Source organism: Agrobacterium sp. ST15.13.015 (genome assembly GCF_027871645.1).
GTDB lineage: Bacteria > Pseudomonadota > Alphaproteobacteria > Rhizobiales > Rhizobiaceae > Agrobacterium > Agrobacterium leguminum.
Genome location: NZ_JAQAHF010000013.1, coordinates 40,553 through 56,811, shown reverse-complemented (window position 1 = coordinate 56,811; position 16,259 = coordinate 40,553). Strand labels below are relative to the sequence as shown.

At 55.0% G+C, this 16,259-nt stretch carries 12 protein-coding genes and 1 pseudogene; 9 read left to right on the top strand and 4 right to left on the bottom strand.

All coding sequences use genetic code 11. The features are described 5' to 3' along the window. Nucleotides 1–333 precede the first annotated feature (333 nt). A complete protein-coding gene (locus tag PIB16_RS19740; protein ID WP_077768177.1) occupies nt 334–1,275 on the top strand; it encodes a hypothetical protein in 942 nt (313 codons plus the stop codon). A 207-nt stretch (nt 1,276–1,482) separates the two neighbouring features. On the opposite strand, the gene PIB16_RS19735 is transcribed toward PIB16_RS19740, so the two are convergent. The 3 genes from PIB16_RS19735 to PIB16_RS19725 form a co-directional block, all read right to left on the bottom strand. Continuing rightward, nucleotides 1,483–2,292 (bottom strand): hypothetical protein, encoded by an 810-nt coding sequence (locus PIB16_RS19735; protein ID WP_010900336.1) that lies wholly within the window; start codon nt 2,290–2,292, stop codon nt 1,483–1,485. 619 nt (nt 2,293–2,911) lie between these two features. Next, nucleotides 2,912–3,154, bottom strand: a complete 243-nt coding sequence (locus PIB16_RS19730; RefSeq protein WP_142843418.1) for a hypothetical protein — start codon at nt 3,152–3,154, stop codon at nt 2,912–2,914. A gap of 230 nt (nt 3,155–3,384) precedes the next feature. After that, nucleotides 3,385–5,283, bottom strand: coding sequence for a potassium transporter Kup (locus PIB16_RS19725; RefSeq protein ID WP_012476026.1), 1,899 nt, complete (start codon nt 5,281–5,283; stop codon nt 3,385–3,387). Nucleotides 5,284–5,751: 468 nt separating this feature from the next. Between PIB16_RS19725 and PIB16_RS19720 the strand changes: the two are divergent. From PIB16_RS19720 to PIB16_RS19710, 3 genes and pseudogenes are all read left to right on the top strand, one after another. Beyond that, nucleotides 5,752–6,952: pseudogene (locus PIB16_RS19720) on the top strand (pyridoxal phosphate-dependent aminotransferase). A 25-nt stretch (nt 6,953–6,977) separates the two neighbouring features. Next, nucleotides 6,978–8,234 carry a cytochrome P450 gene (locus tag PIB16_RS19715; protein ID WP_234886495.1) on the top strand — a complete coding sequence of 419 codons (1,257 nt, stop codon included), beginning with the start codon at nt 6,978–6,980 and terminating at the stop codon, nt 8,232–8,234. A 203-nt stretch (nt 8,235–8,437) separates the two neighbouring features. Then, nucleotides 8,438–10,993, top strand: coding sequence for a two-component system VirA-like sensor kinase (locus PIB16_RS19710; RefSeq protein WP_010900341.1), 2,556 nt, complete (start codon nt 8,438–8,440; stop codon nt 10,991–10,993). 72 nt (nt 10,994–11,065) lie between these two features. Here the strand turns inward: PIB16_RS19710 and PIB16_RS19705 are convergent, their stop codons facing one another. Further along, nucleotides 11,066–11,308 carry a hypothetical protein gene (locus tag PIB16_RS19705; protein ID WP_077768110.1) on the bottom strand — a complete coding sequence of 81 codons (243 nt, stop codon included), beginning with the start codon at nt 11,306–11,308 and terminating at the stop codon, nt 11,066–11,068. Nucleotides 11,309–11,764: 456 nt separating this feature from the next. Between PIB16_RS19705 and PIB16_RS19700 the strand changes: the two genes are divergently transcribed. Genes PIB16_RS19700 through virB5 form a run of 5 tightly spaced genes read left to right on the top strand, consistent with a single transcriptional unit; the run spans nt 11,765 to nt 16,229 of the window. Beyond that, nucleotides 11,765–12,487 carry a type IV secretion system lytic transglycosylase VirB1 gene (locus tag PIB16_RS19700; protein ID WP_010900342.1) on the top strand — a complete coding sequence of 241 codons (723 nt, stop codon included), beginning with the start codon at nt 11,765–11,767 and terminating at the stop codon, nt 12,485–12,487. Further along, nucleotides 12,487–12,852 carry a pilin major subunit VirB2 gene (gene virB2, locus PIB16_RS19695; RefSeq protein WP_010900343.1) on the top strand — a complete coding sequence of 122 codons (366 nt, stop codon included), beginning with the start codon at nt 12,487–12,489 and terminating at the stop codon, nt 12,850–12,852. The genes PIB16_RS19700 and virB2 overlap by 1 nt, the downstream gene beginning before the upstream one ends. Beyond that, the gene (locus tag PIB16_RS19690) at nt 12,849–13,175 is read left to right on the top strand and encodes a type IV secretion system protein VirB3 (RefSeq protein ID WP_010900344.1); all 327 of its coding nucleotides are present in this window, start codon (nt 12,849–12,851) and stop codon (nt 13,173–13,175) included. The genes virB2 and PIB16_RS19690 overlap by 4 nt, the downstream gene beginning before the upstream one ends. Continuing rightward, the gene (locus PIB16_RS19685) at nt 13,175–15,544 is read left to right on the top strand and encodes a VirB4 family type IV secretion/conjugal transfer ATPase (RefSeq protein WP_077768109.1); all 2,370 of its coding nucleotides are present in this window, start codon (nt 13,175–13,177) and stop codon (nt 15,542–15,544) included. Before PIB16_RS19690 ends, PIB16_RS19685 begins: the two co-directional genes overlap by 1 nt. A gap of 16 nt (nt 15,545–15,560) precedes the next feature. Further along, entirely contained in the window at nt 15,561–16,229 is a 669-nt protein-coding gene (gene virB5 / locus PIB16_RS19680) for a pilin minor subunit VirB5 (protein WP_012476031.1), read from the top strand. Nucleotides 16,230–16,259: the final 30 nt, after the last annotated feature.

Genomic DNA, 16,259 nt, shown 5'->3' with positions numbered 1-16,259 from the left:
AGCGCATTCGTTTTTCTGCAATGCACTTGAAGAAGCCGATTGCCGTGATATGGCGCCGTGTCCAGTAAGATTGCCAATCTCTGCGCCGGCGGGAGGGGCCTATTCCCTCGACCATCAGCGACATTTAGATCGCGACAAGTAGCGTCACCTCGCAAAGTTGGAGAAAAAGAGGGTGGCTGTATTTGATCCGCTGGGCTGGCAGGGGCGCTAGCGTTGGCGCTCGTTCATGCAGCCAACCTGCATTTCAAGTGTTGCAAAAGTAATAGATTAGCAGTGGAGACGCCCTTTTCATCTGAGTAAGGTTAGCGTGATTGAAGAAAAATGGAGCTTCTCATGCCGTCCAGCAGCCAACGAACACCTCCCCGAGAATCTGAGTCTGCTCGGGTGAAGAGTGATCCTGCGTCACCAAACCGAAACCTACCTTCCGATGTACTTGCAAAAGTTGCTACCTACGTTCCAACCCAGGATGTGGTCGAAACCGCACGAGATCTCGGAAATCTAGAGCGAACTGGCTCCGCAGGTCGCGAAGCTTTACGTCGAGGCCCTATCGGAATTTATCACGCTCGCGTGAAAAGGATTGGTACATCGGCAAAAGCAGTCTTCGATACAATCATCCCTGGGGAGCAATTGCCTGATTGGCAGGTGAACCGGCCATCTGAAACGGCAAGAACGCGGGCGGTAGGACCACTTCTGAAGTTTCAATCTGAGGCTGGAAAAGCACGATTCACAACCAACATCCTGAACCTCCCTCAGCCTGATCAGTGCGACGCAATTCTGAGCGTGATAAAGCATCTGGACGATCTTGGGGAAGTCAATAAGACGCGCTTAATCGAACGTTCGATCGAAATCTTGCAGCTTGATCCCCCTCTTACTTGGAACCAGGGTCAGAAATGCCCCGCCGCAGACGTATTGGTCCAGGGCGAGAAGCACTTAAACGACGACCAAAAAACTCGGGTACAACACGAGAGGAACAATCGCCCGGAGCTGCTGCGCCTGTTCCGCCGGGCTGTCGCAGACTTTGAGATTGAAAAAAACATGGCGGCGCATCCCCGCAGGTATCAAGACGCGAAAGAACCGGAGGTGAAACCTATCGACGAGGTGATTGACATAATCGAAAGATATAGTCGATCGGTCGTGACGAGAGGGCCAAATGCTATCGGCCTTCTGACGGCACACGAGAGTTTCGTCAAGAACGTCGGTGATGCCTACACCCGTACGCGCGCCGAATTCGATTCATCCTCCCGCGATCGGGACAGATCGGCATTGTCACGGTAACTCTCGGCAGCCGTTCCGTGTTGGCGTGAGTGGAGGGATTACAAGGTGACTTGTCCCCGCTGTGCTCCAGGTTTCATTCGTGTTTGGTGCAGTCAATCGGCATCGGCCTCGTTGCAAGCTGTGCTGGTCCGAGGAATGAGGATTGATTGGCACCCGGAACGGCTTTTCCAAGGGGAAAACGCCAGCCGCAATCCGCAGTAGGGGCTTTCATCGTGAGATTGACATAGGACAAGGCTCGACCGGAGATGTAGAACAGGAGCGCGTGGGCGTGCTGCCCGACGCTCGGGTCGTGCGTCCCAATAGCCAGCCTTGGATTGCTATCGGAGCCGGAAAATCCAACACTTTGTTTGTGTACTTTTCTACCACAGCACTGAATGGTGTGCCGTCCTGCAGCTTCAACACGGCACGATGTTCGAGAAGAAACGGTGGCAGGACCAGTGGTCCTCTCCGGTTCGCAGTTAATTCATTTCCCATGTCCCAGCCTTCTGGTAGAGGAGACCAAAGCAGATTGGAAGATAGGTTGGTGCGGGTGAAGTTAAGAGACTGAACGGCCCTGCCGAACGCTATATCACTGGTGCTCAACGCGTTATTCATTTCCATTGTCAGTCTCGCCGGAACATACCAGTTGTCGGCTTCTGATAGTACGCGATTTCCGCAAACCAGGCGAACGCGGCGATAAGCGATAGGCTCCTCTGATCCCACGGCAAGAAGTTCTCGGATACTGCTATCGGCGGGCGTGTCTTGTACGCGCACGCGCTGGGCAACGATCTTGGAGTCTTCCGGGGCGAGTTTGTGCGCGGCACACCAGCGATCGAGCGTCAAGGTGGCGCTAGGATTTCCCAGGAGATTTGCATTCAAGGTCTGGAGAACTGCGAGCGCCTCGATCCGAGCGGTTGGTGTGTCCGGCCATGGAGAGGCGGTGGAAGATTCTTGTGCCAAGGTATTCGCGGCCAGCACGAGCGCTATAGTCGATGCGATTGCTGTTACCTGCACAGACTTTAAGCAAAAATTCGACATACTGAATTACTCCCTGGATGTGCGTGGGCGAGTTGAATGTTGATCTTGGGGAGGACTGGAAGCATCGCTGTTCGCGGAGTGGCCAGCGGGGCAGTTTGTTCCGGCTTTCGTGTCTGCTCATGCATCTTCCGCCGGCCGCCCAATCGTTCTGATTGTCCACCGTTGAGTTCAGCTCGTTTGGTGTACTGGAACTTCTAGCGTTCCTTCGAGGTTGGTTAAATGTCAATCGTGTTACAAATGTAAAGCATTGCCTTCGGACGCGTTGCCGTTGGATGTCATACCGAAAAAACTACGTTGGCTTCTCATTACTTCAGGAAATTCGAGTGCACTTTGTTTCGGATTAAGACGTAGATGTATGTACCAAACGGCTTTCCCCCGGTCAGTCGCCCACTCCCACCGCATTGACATGGCAATTTCTGCAGTCGGTTATTGTATCACGACAAGCCATACCGCTTTGAGGCGCCAAGGCGTCGTTGGAAGTCGTCATCTCTCGACATTGGCAATGGGGTGCGGGTAGCTTTGGAACATTTGATCTGAATCCGCGTCAGGCGCGGCGCATTCGTAAACGAGAACCGATTCAAGCGTCGCCGCCTTGAACTCCTTCGGCGAGTGGCCGCCATCAGTTCTCATCATCGTCTTTTGCTTTCGAAGTGAAAGCTTCATATTGCTGTAGTGGATAAAAAAATTCACATCCGTAGGCAAAGTCCAAGAGCAACTGTTGAAAAAATGATCTTTGTAGCGCAACGGTTGGTCCCTCGATCTCTGAAGCGGTTGGCAATCTTGTCGATTGCGTGCCGTCGACACCAGCCGGCTCCAGATCCGAGCGGCTGTTTGCAGTACCTGGTTTTTCGTTCAGGCTCATGGTTCAGTCTCCTTGTACAGCTTTCACCCCCTATGCAATCTGAATGTGCTAAAATGATTTGCCGTGGGAGAAGGTCAGTTTCAGCTGTAATCCAACGGGGCTGGATGAATGCGGCTCGCTCTGCATTAGAGGCAGATATTGGTCCGAACCTGCTCGCAAAGTCGGGACAATCCCTTGTTTGCCAAACACTGTCGAGAGTGGTCCTCGCCGGTCGCCGTCAGGGGCCGCGTCTAAACGATAATCTGCGATCCCAGTTCAACAACCCGGTTGGCAGGAAGGTGAAAATAGTCTGATGGGAGTGAGGCCGCATTCGCAAGGAGGATGTAGAACCGGTCCTGCCAGTAGGGCATGCCTGAATTGGCGTCCGGCACCAGCTTGCGCCGGCCGAGATAGAATGAGGTCGACATGATGTCGAACTTCAGTCCGGCCTTGCGCAGCGTCGCGAGCGCCTGTGAGACGTTCTGCGATTCCATGAAGCCGAACAGCAGTTCGACGCGCGAGAAACGCTCGGAAATCTGCTCGACCTTGTAACGGTCCTGACTCGGCACACGCGGCTTGTTGACCGTGCGGATCGTCAGGATGACGTTGCGGTCGTGCAGCACGTGATTGTGCTTGAGATTGTGCAGCAGGGCGGCGGGTGCGGATTCCGGATCGCTGGTCAGGAAGATCGCCGTGCCGGGAACCTGGGCCGGCGAATGTTCGCTCTTGCGCTCGATCGAGCTGACGAAGGAGGCGAGCGGAATATCGGTGTGGCGGGTCTTTTCCATCAGGATCGCAGTGCCGCGGCGCCAGGTCCACATGATGACGGTAAAGGCCGTGGCGATCAGGATCGGGATATAGCCGCCGTCGTGGATCTTCAAAAGATTGGCGCCGAGGAAGATCAATTCGAGTATGACCAGCGGCGCCAGCGCGATCACCGCAACCGGCAGCGACCAGTTCCAACGGGCGCGAACGAATTCGAAGGCCATGATCGAGGTGACGACCATGGCGCCGGTGACGGAGATGCCATAGGCGGTCGCCAGCGCGTCCGAGGTTTTGAAACTCAGGACCAGGAAGATGACGCCGATGAACAGCACGGCATTGACCGAGGGCACGAAAATCTGCCCGGTATTGGTTTCCGAGGTGAAGAGGATTTCCCTGCGCGGCAGGAAGCCAAGGTTGATGCCCTGGCGCACCATCGAGAAAGCGCCTGTTATAACAGCCTGGCTGGCGATGATCGTCGCCGCGGTCGCCAGGATGACAACCGGCAGCAGCGCCCATTGCGGATACATCAGGTAGAAGGGATCCGACATCGTCTCCGGCTTGCCGAGCACGAGTGCGCCCTGCCCGAGATAGTTCAGCGTCAGCGACGGGAAGACCAGCAGGAACCAGGCCCACTGGATCGGGCGACGGCCGAAATGGCCGAGATCGGCATAAAGCGCCTCCGCACCCGTCACCGTCAGGAAGACGGCGCCGAGCACGACGACGCCGTAGAAGCCCTCATGCAGCAGGAAGCTGACGGCATAGTAAGGATTGAAGGCGGCAAGAATGCCGAAATCGTCCGAGATATGCGAAATGCCGGCGGCGGCCATGACGAGGAACCAGACGGCGGTGATCGGGCCGAAGAATTTGGCGACGGCGCCGGTGCCGCGCGATTGCACGACGAAGAGCAGCGCCAGGATCACCACCGAGATCGGCACGATATATTCCGAGAGCCTGGGCGTGACGAGCTTCAGGCCTTCGACCGCCGACAGCACCGACAGCGCCGGCGTGATCATCGCGTCGCCGAGGAAAAGCGCAGCCCCCAAGAGGCCGAGCAGCATCAGGATGGCGGTATGGCCGTTGGCGGTCTTCATCAAAAGAGCAAGCAGCGACAGCGTGCCGCCCTCGCCTTCGTTGTCGGCGCGCAGCAGGAAGAGCACATATTTGATGGTGACGATGATCGTCAGCGCCCAGATCATCAGCGAGATCAGGCTGATGACCTCGAAACGGGTGAGCCCGTCATGGGCCACCGGCTTCAACGCCTCGCGAAAGGCGTAGAGCGGGCTGGTCCCGATATCGCCGTAAACGACGCCGATGGAACCCAGCGTCAGATAGAACAGCTTTTTCGGCGTCATCTGGGATTCGGTCGGATGGCTTTCTGCGGACATGATTTCAACAGGCTCTTCGGAGCCCCAGCCTCCTTTTCCCGCATCGTTTAAAACGCAACAAAGGCTTTCGCAACGGCGTTGGAAAATTGACCGGTCGAAGAATTCTTTGATGATGCAGGCGTTTCTTTGAGGCCTTATCTCATGATCTCAACAGAGCTGAAACGTCGGATCGAGCTTCATCTGTAACGCTCACAAAGTTGCAAATCCGTTCGGCAAACTGATGCGCTGATCGAGGACCACTCGGGCTCTTAAAGCGACGAGTTTCGCAGGGGCGGCTTTCAGAATTGCCGATCGCAGACGCGGCGGCATACCAAGCCGCTTTGAACGACTTCAAATCGCGCGCTTCGCTGAGGACGTCAAATTTGATTTCATTTGTAACAGGGGACCACGCGTCGATTGAAATCCGAAGCGCGTTCAACATAAAAACATCGGGAAGACTTCCTTTTGAAACGTTTGGGTCAGCCTGTCATGTTCGTGCGTTCCGATGCTCTCTCCCGTATAAAGCCTTCTGCCACTATCGTTGTCTCGCAGAAGTTTCGCGAGCTTAAAGCTGAGGGCAGGGACGTGGTCCGCCTCAATATAGGAGAGCCGGATTTCGATACGCCCGACAATATCAAGACGGCCGCCATCGACGCGATCAACCGCGGCGAAACGAAGTACACGCCGGTGTCCGGTATCCCCGAGCTGCGCAAGGCGATCGCCTCCAAGTTCAAGCGCGAAAACGGTCTGGAATATTCCTGGGAGCAGACGATCGTTGGCACCGGCGGCAAGCAGATCCTGTTCAACGCCTTCATGGCGACGCTGAACCCGGGCGATGAAGTCGTCATCCCGGCGCCTTACTGGGTGTCTTATCCCGAGATGGTGGCGCTTTGCGGCGGCACGCCGGTTTTCGTTTCGGCCACCCAGGAGCATGACTTCAAGCTTCAGCCGGCGGATCTCGAAAAGGCGATCACGCCGAAGACCAAGTGGTTCATCTTCAACTCGCCGTCCAACCCGACGGGTGCGGCCTATACGCATGCGGAGCTGAAGGCGCTGACCAACGTGCTGATGCAGCATCCCCATGTCTGGGTGCTGACCGACGACATGTACGAGCACCTGACCTATAGCGACTTCAAGTTCGTCACGCCCGTTGAAGTCGAGCCCAGCCTCTACGACCGGACGCTGACGATGAACGGCGTCTCCAAGGCCTATGCAATGACCGGCTGGCGTCGGCTATGCCGCCGGCCCGCTCCAGCTCATCAAGGCCATGGACATGATCCAGGGGCAGCAGACCTCGGGTGCGACGTCGATCGCCCAGTGGGCGGCTGTCGAAGCGCTGAACGGCACCCAGGACTTCATCCCGGCGAACAAGAAGATCTTCGAAGGCCGCCGCGACCTCGTCGTCTCCATGCTGAACCAGGCCAAGGGCATCGTCTGCCCGGTGCCGGAAGGCGCCTTCTACGTCTATCCGTCCTGCGCCGGCCTGATCGGCAAGACGGCGCCGTCGGGCAAGGTCATCGAGACGGACGAGGATTTCGTTTCCGAGCTTCTGGAATCGGAAGGCGTTGACGTCGTTCACGGCTCGGCCTTCGGCCTCGGCGCGAACTTCCGCATCTCCTATGCGACGTCGGAAGCGCTTATCGAGGAAGCCTGCCGCCGCATTCAGCAGTTTTGCTCGAATTGCTCGTAAGAGCGTATCCTCCAGAGGTTATTTTATGAATGGTAGAGTTTCTCAAAAAGTGTCGGAAGAGTCCGGGCCAATGATATCGGCGTCGATCGACCCAGACAACGTTAGTATCGCGGACTTAGATCGGTTCGGCCACGCTATTTTTAAAGAATGGCGGCCGAAGCGGCCCTTCCTCCGCAGGCAGGACGGCGTATACCTCGTACTTAGGGCGGACGATGTATTGGGCTTAAGTAGTGACCCTCGGACCCGTCAGATAGAGACGGAACTGATGCTCAATCGGGGGGTCAACGAAGGAGCGGTCTTCGACTTCGTTCGCTACAGCATGCTTTTTTCAAACAAGGAAACCCACAGCAGGCGTCGCTCTCCTTTTACTCGGACTTTCGCATTCCGGATGATTGAAAATCTACGTCCGCAAATAAGGCAATTGACGGAGATCCTTTTTCGAGATTTGAAGGAGCTTGGTTCCTTCAATTTCGTGGGGGAATATGCTTCAAAGCTCCCAGCCGTTACGATAGCCAGCCTGTTAGGCCTCCCGCCAAGCGACATTCCCTATTTTACTCAACTCGTCTATCGCGTTGCTCGCTGCCTGAGCCCTTCATGGCGGGATGCCGACTTTCCGGACATCGAAAAATCAGCGGTCGAGTTTAAGAACTACGTGCAAGCGGTAATTGACGATCGCCGAACGGATCCGCGTGATGACTTCCTCTCATCCTACATAAACGCAACGCGAGAAGCGGAGGATCTCTCGCCCGTCGAAGGCCTAACCCAGCTGATGCTTATCATCTTGGCTGGAACTGACACGACCAAAACCGGCCTCACTGCACTGACCGGACAGCTTTTGCAACATCGACAGGCATGGGACGCACTGTTGAACGATGGTACTCTCGTGGCCGCCGCCGTCGAGGAGGGACTGCGCTTTGAGCCTCCAGTCGGATCCTATCCCCGTTCAACACTGGCAGATATTGATCTTGACGGGTTCATACTACCCAAAAATAGTCTTCTCGCACTTTGCACCATGTCCGCGCTAAGAGACGAGAAACACTATGTCCACCCTCAACTTTTCGATATTCATCGCAAGCAGATGCGCTGGCATATGGTATTTGGCACCGGTGAACATCGATGCCTTGGGGAAGCGTTGGCTCGTTTGGAATTGCAAGAAGGACTTGCTACGGTGCTTAGACATGCTCCCAATCTCTCGATTGAAGGTGAATGGCAGGCGGTACAGGGTCATGGAGGTGTGCGCCGAATTGCGGAGATGAGAGTTGGCTTCAATCGAGAAAATTGAAGCGAGTTGCTTTCTCTCGTTGGCTGATGGGAAGAAAGCGCATAGGAGTCGCCGCCAAATTCTTGTCGGACCAGCTTGGTTTGTTCGGTCGGTGTTTTTCACCGTGGATGCGGAGTAATGAGAAACTGGGTCAGACCACTGGGCTCCGTTGATTCCGCGAAATCTGCTTAGTTGGATTGGCTGTCAGAAGGAGAGGTGACCGCATGATTTGGGATCATTTATCACCTTCCCGAAGGGTTCTGCTTGATATCAAATCGTGGTCTGTATTGGTACTGGTAATTGCCTCGATATCTTTTGCGGTTCTGGCCATAGGATCTTGGCAAGACAACGAAAGCAACGAAGCGATCCTGACAGAGCTGCAATCGATCGACGTGGATTGCGCGATGCTGCAGCGGAATGTGTTGCGTGCTCACGCCGGCCTTCTTCGGAATTACCATCCTCTTATCGTCCCTCTGGGGCGACTGCGCACGAGCGTCGCAGATTTACAGCAGCTTTTTAGGCGGGCGGGCCTCGACGGGGCCGGTGAATTTTCTGAATTGCTGGCGCGGGTGAAGAGCTCAGTAGATGCGACCGACGCAGCCGTTGCAGCGTTCGGTACGCAAAATGTAATGTTCCAGGATTCGTTGGCGACCTTTAACCAGTCGATAGCTTCGCTTCCGAGGTCTTTGGATACGAGGGATTTGAACTCGCTAGAAGTCGCTGAGTTGGGCTATCTGATGCTCCAGTTTTCGTCTCAGCCAAATTTCGAGTTTGCACGGGAAATCAACCAACGTCTCGACCGGCTTCAGGTTTCGGCGAACGGGGATAAGGCAGGCGTCAAGGAGATCGTTCGCAGTGGGAGGATTATCCTGACTCTACTGCCGCGATTGAAAGACACCGTTGGAGTGATCCAAACTTCTGAAACCATCGACAACACGAAGAAGTTGCAGCGAGCATACCTTGAAGCTTATAGCTTGGCCAGCGCGGGTGAACAGCGGGTACGGGTCTTCCTCGGCGCAGTTTCGGTTTTCTTTTGCTTTTGCATAATTTCCCTAGTCCATAGGTTACATCTGCGAACCAAGGTGTTGACGAGACGACTGGACTTCGAAGAAGTGATCAAAAAGATTGGGCTTTGCTTCGAAGATGCTTCAGAAGCAAAACCGTCGTTGGAATCCTCAACGAATGCCGCGTTGGGAATTATCCAATTATTCTTTGAAGCTCATCAATGCGCGCTGGGACTGGTCAACATCAATGAGAATGACGTTGGCGTCACCTTTTTTGGAAGCACTCCTGCGCCAGAGTGGAACGAACAACGGGTGCGCGAAATTGTTTCCACGGTAGGGGCCGAGGACGGCGGGCGGATTTTCCGAGCCTATCCTCAACGAAAAGCGAGCTGCTTCGGTGAGGACTCTCCATTTCTGTGGGTGCTGCTTGCGTTCAAGGTATCCGATCGAATAGTCGCTGTCTTTGGCCTGGGATTTGATCGAGAGCATCTACAGACGCCGACCGCACGTGAAATGCAGCTGATGGAACTAGCGGCTGCATGTGTTAGCCACTATGCGGTCATTCGGCGCAAGCAGTCCCAGCGAGATATTCTGGAACGTCGTTTGAAACATGCGGAACGGCTTGAAGCAGTTGGTACGCTTGCCGGCGGCATTGCGCATGAATTTAACAACATTTTGGGTGCAGTTCTGGGTTACGCGGAAATGGCACACAACGTTCTGCGCCGTCGTACTCATGCTCGAGACTACATCGATCACATCATTTCTGAAGGCAATCGAGCGCGGTTGATTGTCAACCAGATCCTTGCCCTTAGTCGAAAGCGGGATCGAACAACAAAACCATTCGATCTTTCGGAGTTAGTGACCGTGATCGCGCCGTCGTTACGTGTTGCGTTGCCTCCGGGCGTCGAGCTCGATTTCAAATATCAGAGCGCTCCAATGGTTATCGAAGGAAACTCACTTGAGGTCGAGCAAATACTGATGAATTTGTGCAAAAACTCTGCTGAAGCATGCCGAGAGTTAGGGCGTGTGGAGGTCAGCGTTAGGAGGTCTGTCGTACGGAAACACAAGGTTCTTACAAACGGTACTATTCCCACCGGCGAGTATATCCTTCTTTCAGTTGAGGATAACGGCGCAGGCATAACAGAGGCGGTATTATCGCACATTTTCGAGCCTTTTTTTACTACCCGCGCCCGCAGCGGTGGCACGGGCCTGGGATTATCCACGGTTCACGGTCACGTTAGCGCGATGGCTGGTTACATCGACGTGGTATCAACTGTCGGCAGAGGTACGCGCTTCGACGTCTACTTGCCACCTTCGTCGAAGCAGCCGGTAAATTCAGAGAGTTTTTTTGACCCTGGAAGAATCCCGCTTGGGAACGGCGAGATTGTCGCGGTGGTCGAACCCGACTTAGCCACGCTGGAAATGTACGAGGAAAAGATCGCGGCGCTGGGCTATGAGCCAGTCGGCTTTAACACGTTGGATGGTTTAATCGACTGGGTGTTGGAAGGAAAAGAACCTGATCTTGTTCTAATTGATCAACCGTCTTTGCTGGATGGAGACGGTGCAGGGTCCTTAATCTCAAAGCTGGCAAAAGCGCCCATCATCATTATTGGCGAAAACCAGAAAAATGTTCCCCTTTCTGCGGATCGCGAGGGATCTGCCCGTTTTTTGGAAAAGCCGATTTCAGCAAAGACTCTCGCCTATGTCGTTCGTGCGAATATCAGAACTGAACGAATGGTCGGCTCGAATAGCAGCGGAATCGTGATTGCGTCATAAACCGATACGCCCTCTGAACAGAAGCCGGCCGCACAACGCGATTGCTTATTAATTTAATCCCCAGTCGCGGAATCAGCCGGTCAGTCCCGACATCCGCAACAACGCAACTCCGGTTGCGGCTGCAATCACCGCCAGTGATATACAGGCAAAAAACCGGTAAACCTGCTCTTTTGATGTTAAGAGGAGATGGATCGAAGCGATCATCAGAAGGAAAATCGTCGCAAGTGCGCCATACGCCCAATACTCGTTCGAATAAAGCCATGTTCCCAAAGCCAACAGACCGCAAACAAAAAAAACGAGTTCGAGCTTTTGCAAGACAACACCTCAAAAAGATCTCGTTGTGATCCTAGGACATCGGTCTCGCAGGTCAATACTGCGATCGCGTTTCATGCAACGGACTTGATGTATCTGCCGCGCGGCACTAGGAGACGTGAGGAACGGCCCCCTGTCTAGGGTGCAGTCGGTGCCGATCTCCGCTTCGGGGGCGCTTTGCGAAATCTCCTGCGGCTGCACCATCCTCCGCGCCAGCCTGCGAAAATTTTCGAAAACCGCCGCTATGGTGAATTCGCTCTCATGGCCTAGGGATCACCGCTTGGGCCGCCGATTCCCTCGATTCAAGAAATCAAACGGCTTCGCTTCGATGCTTCAAATGAAACCGAGAGGTAAGATAATAAAATCAGAAAGTAACAGACACCTCCCATAGTCGCGACTGTTAGCGATCGAGTCATTTCATGCTGACCAAGATCATTGCGATACAGTGGGGAATAAACAATGCGGAAGACGGCAGGATCTTTCGGGATCATTTTTCTGATGGTCCAGCCAAGCAAAGCTGCGCCGCTCTCGTTCGCTGAATTTAACCAACTCGCTCGCGAATGCGCACCTTCAGTCGCTCCATCGACGCTTGGAGCGATTGCGAAGGTTGAAAGTCAGTTTGATCCGCTCGTGCTGCATGACAATACCACCGGCGAAACTTTACATGGCAAGAATCCGGCGGATGCTACGCAAAGCGTAAACAATCGCGTCGCAGCAGGGCATTCAGTCGATGTAGGCCTAATGCAAGTGAACTCGAAAAATTTCGCGAACTTGGGCTTGACTGCCGGCAATGCAATCAACCCTTGCGTGTCCCTGTCGGCGGCGGCGGACCTGCTCGTACGGCATTATAGTGGCGGCGACACGGTAGAGTCAGAACAACTTGCCATCCGGCGAGCAATTTCGGCTTACAATACCGGCAACCCGACACGCGGCTTCGCGAACGGCTATGTGCGGAGGGTCGAAGTGGCGGCTCAGCTACTCGTCCCCCCGCTGGCTCAGTCGGGGAAAAAAGGCGACCGTGATGAGCGGAGTCCAGAAGAACCCTGGAACGTCTGGGGTTCATACGACCGCTCCCACTCAGCAGTCGGTTCGTCCGCGCCGCCAGAGGCGCAGCAGCCGAATGAGCGCAAATCCCCCGAACAAGATCAAGTTTTCGAACCGAATGATGGAGATGCACCATAATGGCATGGCTTGAAGGATACCGCGCACCGTCGAAATTCCGTGGCCTCTGGCACAGAGCTGTGCGCCTGCTGGCTCCGCACGTGCCGAGCGTCACCGGCGCGATCGGCTGGAGCTTGTTTTTCTGCGAGCCAGCTGCCGCGCAGGCCGCTGGGGGCACTGACCCCGCCACCATGGTCAACAATATCTGCACGTTTATTCTCGGTCCGTTTGGTCAATCGCTCGCCGTTCTTGGTATCGTAGCCATCGGGGTATCGTGGATGTTCGGCCGAGCTTCCCTTGGTCTGGTAGCAGGTGTTGTTGGCGGGATCGTTATCATGTTTGGAGCCAGCTTTCTCGGCCAAACACTGACAGGGGGCGGGGGATGAATGCCGATCTTGAAGAAGCCACACTCTACTTGGCGGCAACGAGACCTGCATTGTTCTTTGGGGTACCGCTGACGCTTGCTGGAGTTTTCATGATGTTGGCGGGGTTTCTCATCGTTGTTGTGCAGAACCCCCTCTATGAAATTGTTCTCTTGCCGCTGTGGCTTGGAGCGCGGCTCATCGTAGAGCGGGACTATAACGCGGCAAGCGTGGTCTTGCTGTTTCTCCAGACGGCAGGGAGAAGCGTTGACGGCCATGCGTGGGGCGGCGCGAGCGTCAGTCCCAACCCCATCAGAGTGGCGTCGCGAGGAAGAGGAATGACGTAATGTTCGGAGCAAGCGGACGGACCGAGAGATCTGGGGAAATCTACCTGCCTTACGTAGGGCACCTCAGCGACCATGTCGTTCTTCTAGAGGACGGTTCCATCTTGACCATGGCGCATATCAGTGGCCTTCCCTTCGAACTGGAGGAAGTAGAGGTCCGAAATGCGCGCTGCCGTGCCTTTAACACGCTCTTTCGCAATATTGCCGATGATAACGTCTCAGTATATGCCCATCTCGTCCGTCACAACGATGTGCCAGTACCGCCGGTACGCCATTTTCGCAGCACCTTCGCGTCAAGCCTAAGCGAAACGTTCGAGCGGCGTGTTCTGTCTGGTAAACTGTTTCGAAACGACCACTTCCTCACGCTCATTGTCTCTCCTCGCACCGCTCTCGGTAAAGTGGGAAGCAGATTCACCAGGCGCTATGGGAAGAACCCAGGCGATCTTGCGCATCAGATCCGACATCTGGAGGATCTTTGGAACGTTGTCGCTGGCGCGCTTGATGGGTATGGACTTCGTCGACTTGGCATCCGAGAAAAAAATCAGGTGCTTTTCACGGAAATTGGTGAAGCCCTTCGCCTGATAATGACTTGTCGTTTTTTACCGGTGCCGGTCGTTAGCGGATCCCTCGGCGCCTCAGTTTATACCGACCGGGTCATCTGCGGCAAGCGTGCCCTCGAGATTAGAGCGCCGAAAGATCGTTACGTTGGATCTATCTTTTCATTCCGCGAGTACCCGGCAAAGACGCGGCCCGGAATGCTTAACACACTCCTGTCATCAAGTTTTCCGCTCGTTTTGAGCCAGAGTTTCTCTTTCCTCACACGTGCACAGGCTCACGCCAAGCTCAGCCTCAAATCGAACCAGATGACTAGCTCCGGTGACAAGGCGGTCACCCAGATCGGTGAACTCGCCCAAGCAGAAGATTCATTGGCCAGTAGCGAATTCGTCATGGGTTCGCATCATCTCAGCCTTTGTGTCTATGGCGATGATCTCGATACCCTTGCCGACTATGGTGCGCGAGCCCGCACGAGCTTGTCGGACGCGGGCGCGGTTATCGTGCAGGAAAGCATTGGAATGGAGGCTGCATACTGGTCTCAGCTTCCAGGAAACCACAGATGGCGTACCCGTCCCGGAGCGATCACTTCACGCAACTTTGCCGGCTTGGTTTCATTCGAGAACTTCCCTATCGGAAGGAAGTCGGGCCATTGGGGAGGTGCGGTTGCTCGTTTCCGTACAAACGGCGGGACGCCCTTCGATTATATTCCGCACGAAAACGACGTGGGCATGACCGCGATCTTCGGGCCGATTGGCAGGGGAAAAACGACACTTATGACCTTCATCCTGGCGATGCTTGAGCAGAGCGTGGTTGACCGCAGCGGGACGATCGTTTTTTTCGATAAGGATCGTGGCGGTGAACTGCTTGTGCGCGCCACCGGGGGCACGTACCTCACGTTACGACGAGGTGTCCCAAGCGGCCTTGCACCTTTGCGCGGCCTAGAGGATACGGCAGCGGCGCGGGACTTTCTCCGCGAGTGGATCGTGGCGCTGATTGAAAGCGACGGCAGGGGGGGAATTTCGCCGGAGGAAAATCGCCGCTTAGAGCGCGGTATCCAACGGCAACTTTCGTTTGAGCCTAACATGAGATCCCTTGCGGGCTTAAGGGAGTTCTTATTGCACGGGCCCTCCGAAGGTGCGGGAGCTAGATTGCAGCGGTGGTGCCGAGGCAACGCTCTTGGCTGGGCGTTTGACGGCGAATCGGACGAAGTGAAGTTAGATCCTTCGATTACGGGCTTCGATATGACCCATCTCCTCGAATATGAGGAGGTATGCGCGCCGGCCGCAGCATACCTTTTGCATCGAATAGGAGCGATGGTAGATGGCCGACGCTTCGTCATGAGCTGCGATGAGTTTCGTTCCTACCTGCTTAATCAGAAATTCGCAGCAGTCGTCGACAAGTTCCTGCTGACCGTCCGGAAGAACAACGGAATGTTAGTTCTTGCGACGCAGCAACCCGAGCACGTACTTGATTCACCATTGGGCGCAAGCCTCGTAGCACAATGTATGACCAAAATCTTCTACCCATCACCCACTGCAGACCGCTCTGCTTACATAGACGGGTTGAAGTGCACCGAGCGAGAATTTCAGGCTATTCGCGAGGAGATGGCGATTGGCAGCCGCAAATTTCTGCTGAAGCGCGAGAGCGGAAGTGTTGTGTGCGAATTCGATCTGCGCGACATGCCGGAATACGTCGCCGTACTATCCGGGCGTGCCAATACGGTGCGTTTTGCCCAGCAGTTGCGCGAGACGCATGGAGAGGAACCCTCTGCCTGGCTGGAAAAATTCATGACGCGCTACCATGAGGCACAGGATTGATCTGGAGTTCGAAGTCATGAATATTACGAAGCTCGTAATAAACGCACTTTTCATATGCCTTGTTCTGTCGGGGACTGCCAAGGCGCAGTTTGTTGTCAGCGACCCTGCAACGGAGGCCGAAACGCTGACGACAGCGATCAATACTGCGGCGAACCTCGAGCAATTGATCACGATGGTGACAATGTTGACCTCGCCCTTTGGCGTCACCGGCATGTTATCAGCGATCGACCAGAAAAACCAATATCCCTCTGCCGGCCAACTCGACAAGGAAATGTTTTCGCCGCAGATGCCTGCTTCGACAACTGCGCGTGCAATTACCTTAGATGCCGATCGCGCAGTCGTGGGCGACGACGCTGAAGGAAATCTTTTGCGACAGCAGATTGCAGGCGCCGCAAATGCTGCCGGTGTCGCGGCTGACAATCTGGATGCAATGGACAAGCGCCTTGCGGCAAATTCTGAGACATCGGGCCAGCTCTCCCGCTCACGCAATATCATGCAGGCCACCGTCACCAACGGTTTGCTTCTCAAACAGATCCATGACGCAATTATTCAAAACATTCAGGCGACCAGCCTGTTGACGATGACCACCGCACAGGCGGGGCTGCACGAGGCGGAGGAGGCGGCGACCCAACGAAAGGAACATCAGGCAACTGCGCTTATATTTGGCGCCGCTCAACTGCACTGATCCGCTACTGTTCATTCAGGGCCCTCTTTC

Coding starts and splice junctions, on each gene's coding strand:
- PIB16_RS19740 (WP_077768177.1), top strand. CDS start 334: ATGCCGTCCAGCAGCCAACGAACACCTCCCCGAGAATCTGAGTCTGCT.
- PIB16_RS19735 (WP_010900336.1), bottom strand. CDS start 2,292: ATGTCGAATTTTTGCTTAAAGTCTGTGCAGGTAACAGCAATCGCATCG.
- PIB16_RS19730 (WP_142843418.1), bottom strand. CDS start 3,154: ATGAGCCTGAACGAAAAACCAGGTACTGCAAACAGCCGCTCGGATCTG.
- PIB16_RS19725 (WP_012476026.1), bottom strand. CDS start 5,283: ATGTCCGCAGAAAGCCATCCGACCGAATCCCAGATGACGCCGAAAAAG.
- PIB16_RS19715 (WP_234886495.1), top strand. CDS start 6,978: ATGAATGGTAGAGTTTCTCAAAAAGTGTCGGAAGAGTCCGGGCCAATG.
- PIB16_RS19710 (WP_010900341.1), top strand. CDS start 8,438: ATGATTTGGGATCATTTATCACCTTCCCGAAGGGTTCTGCTTGATATC.
- PIB16_RS19700 (WP_010900342.1), top strand. CDS start 11,765: ATGCGGAAGACGGCAGGATCTTTCGGGATCATTTTTCTGATGGTCCAG.
- virB2 (WP_010900343.1), top strand. CDS start 12,487: ATGGCATGGCTTGAAGGATACCGCGCACCGTCGAAATTCCGTGGCCTC.
- PIB16_RS19690 (WP_010900344.1), top strand. CDS start 12,849: ATGAATGCCGATCTTGAAGAAGCCACACTCTACTTGGCGGCAACGAGA.
- PIB16_RS19685 (WP_077768109.1), top strand. CDS start 13,175: ATGTTCGGAGCAAGCGGACGGACCGAGAGATCTGGGGAAATCTACCTG.
- virB5 (WP_012476031.1), top strand. CDS start 15,561: ATGAATATTACGAAGCTCGTAATAAACGCACTTTTCATATGCCTTGTT.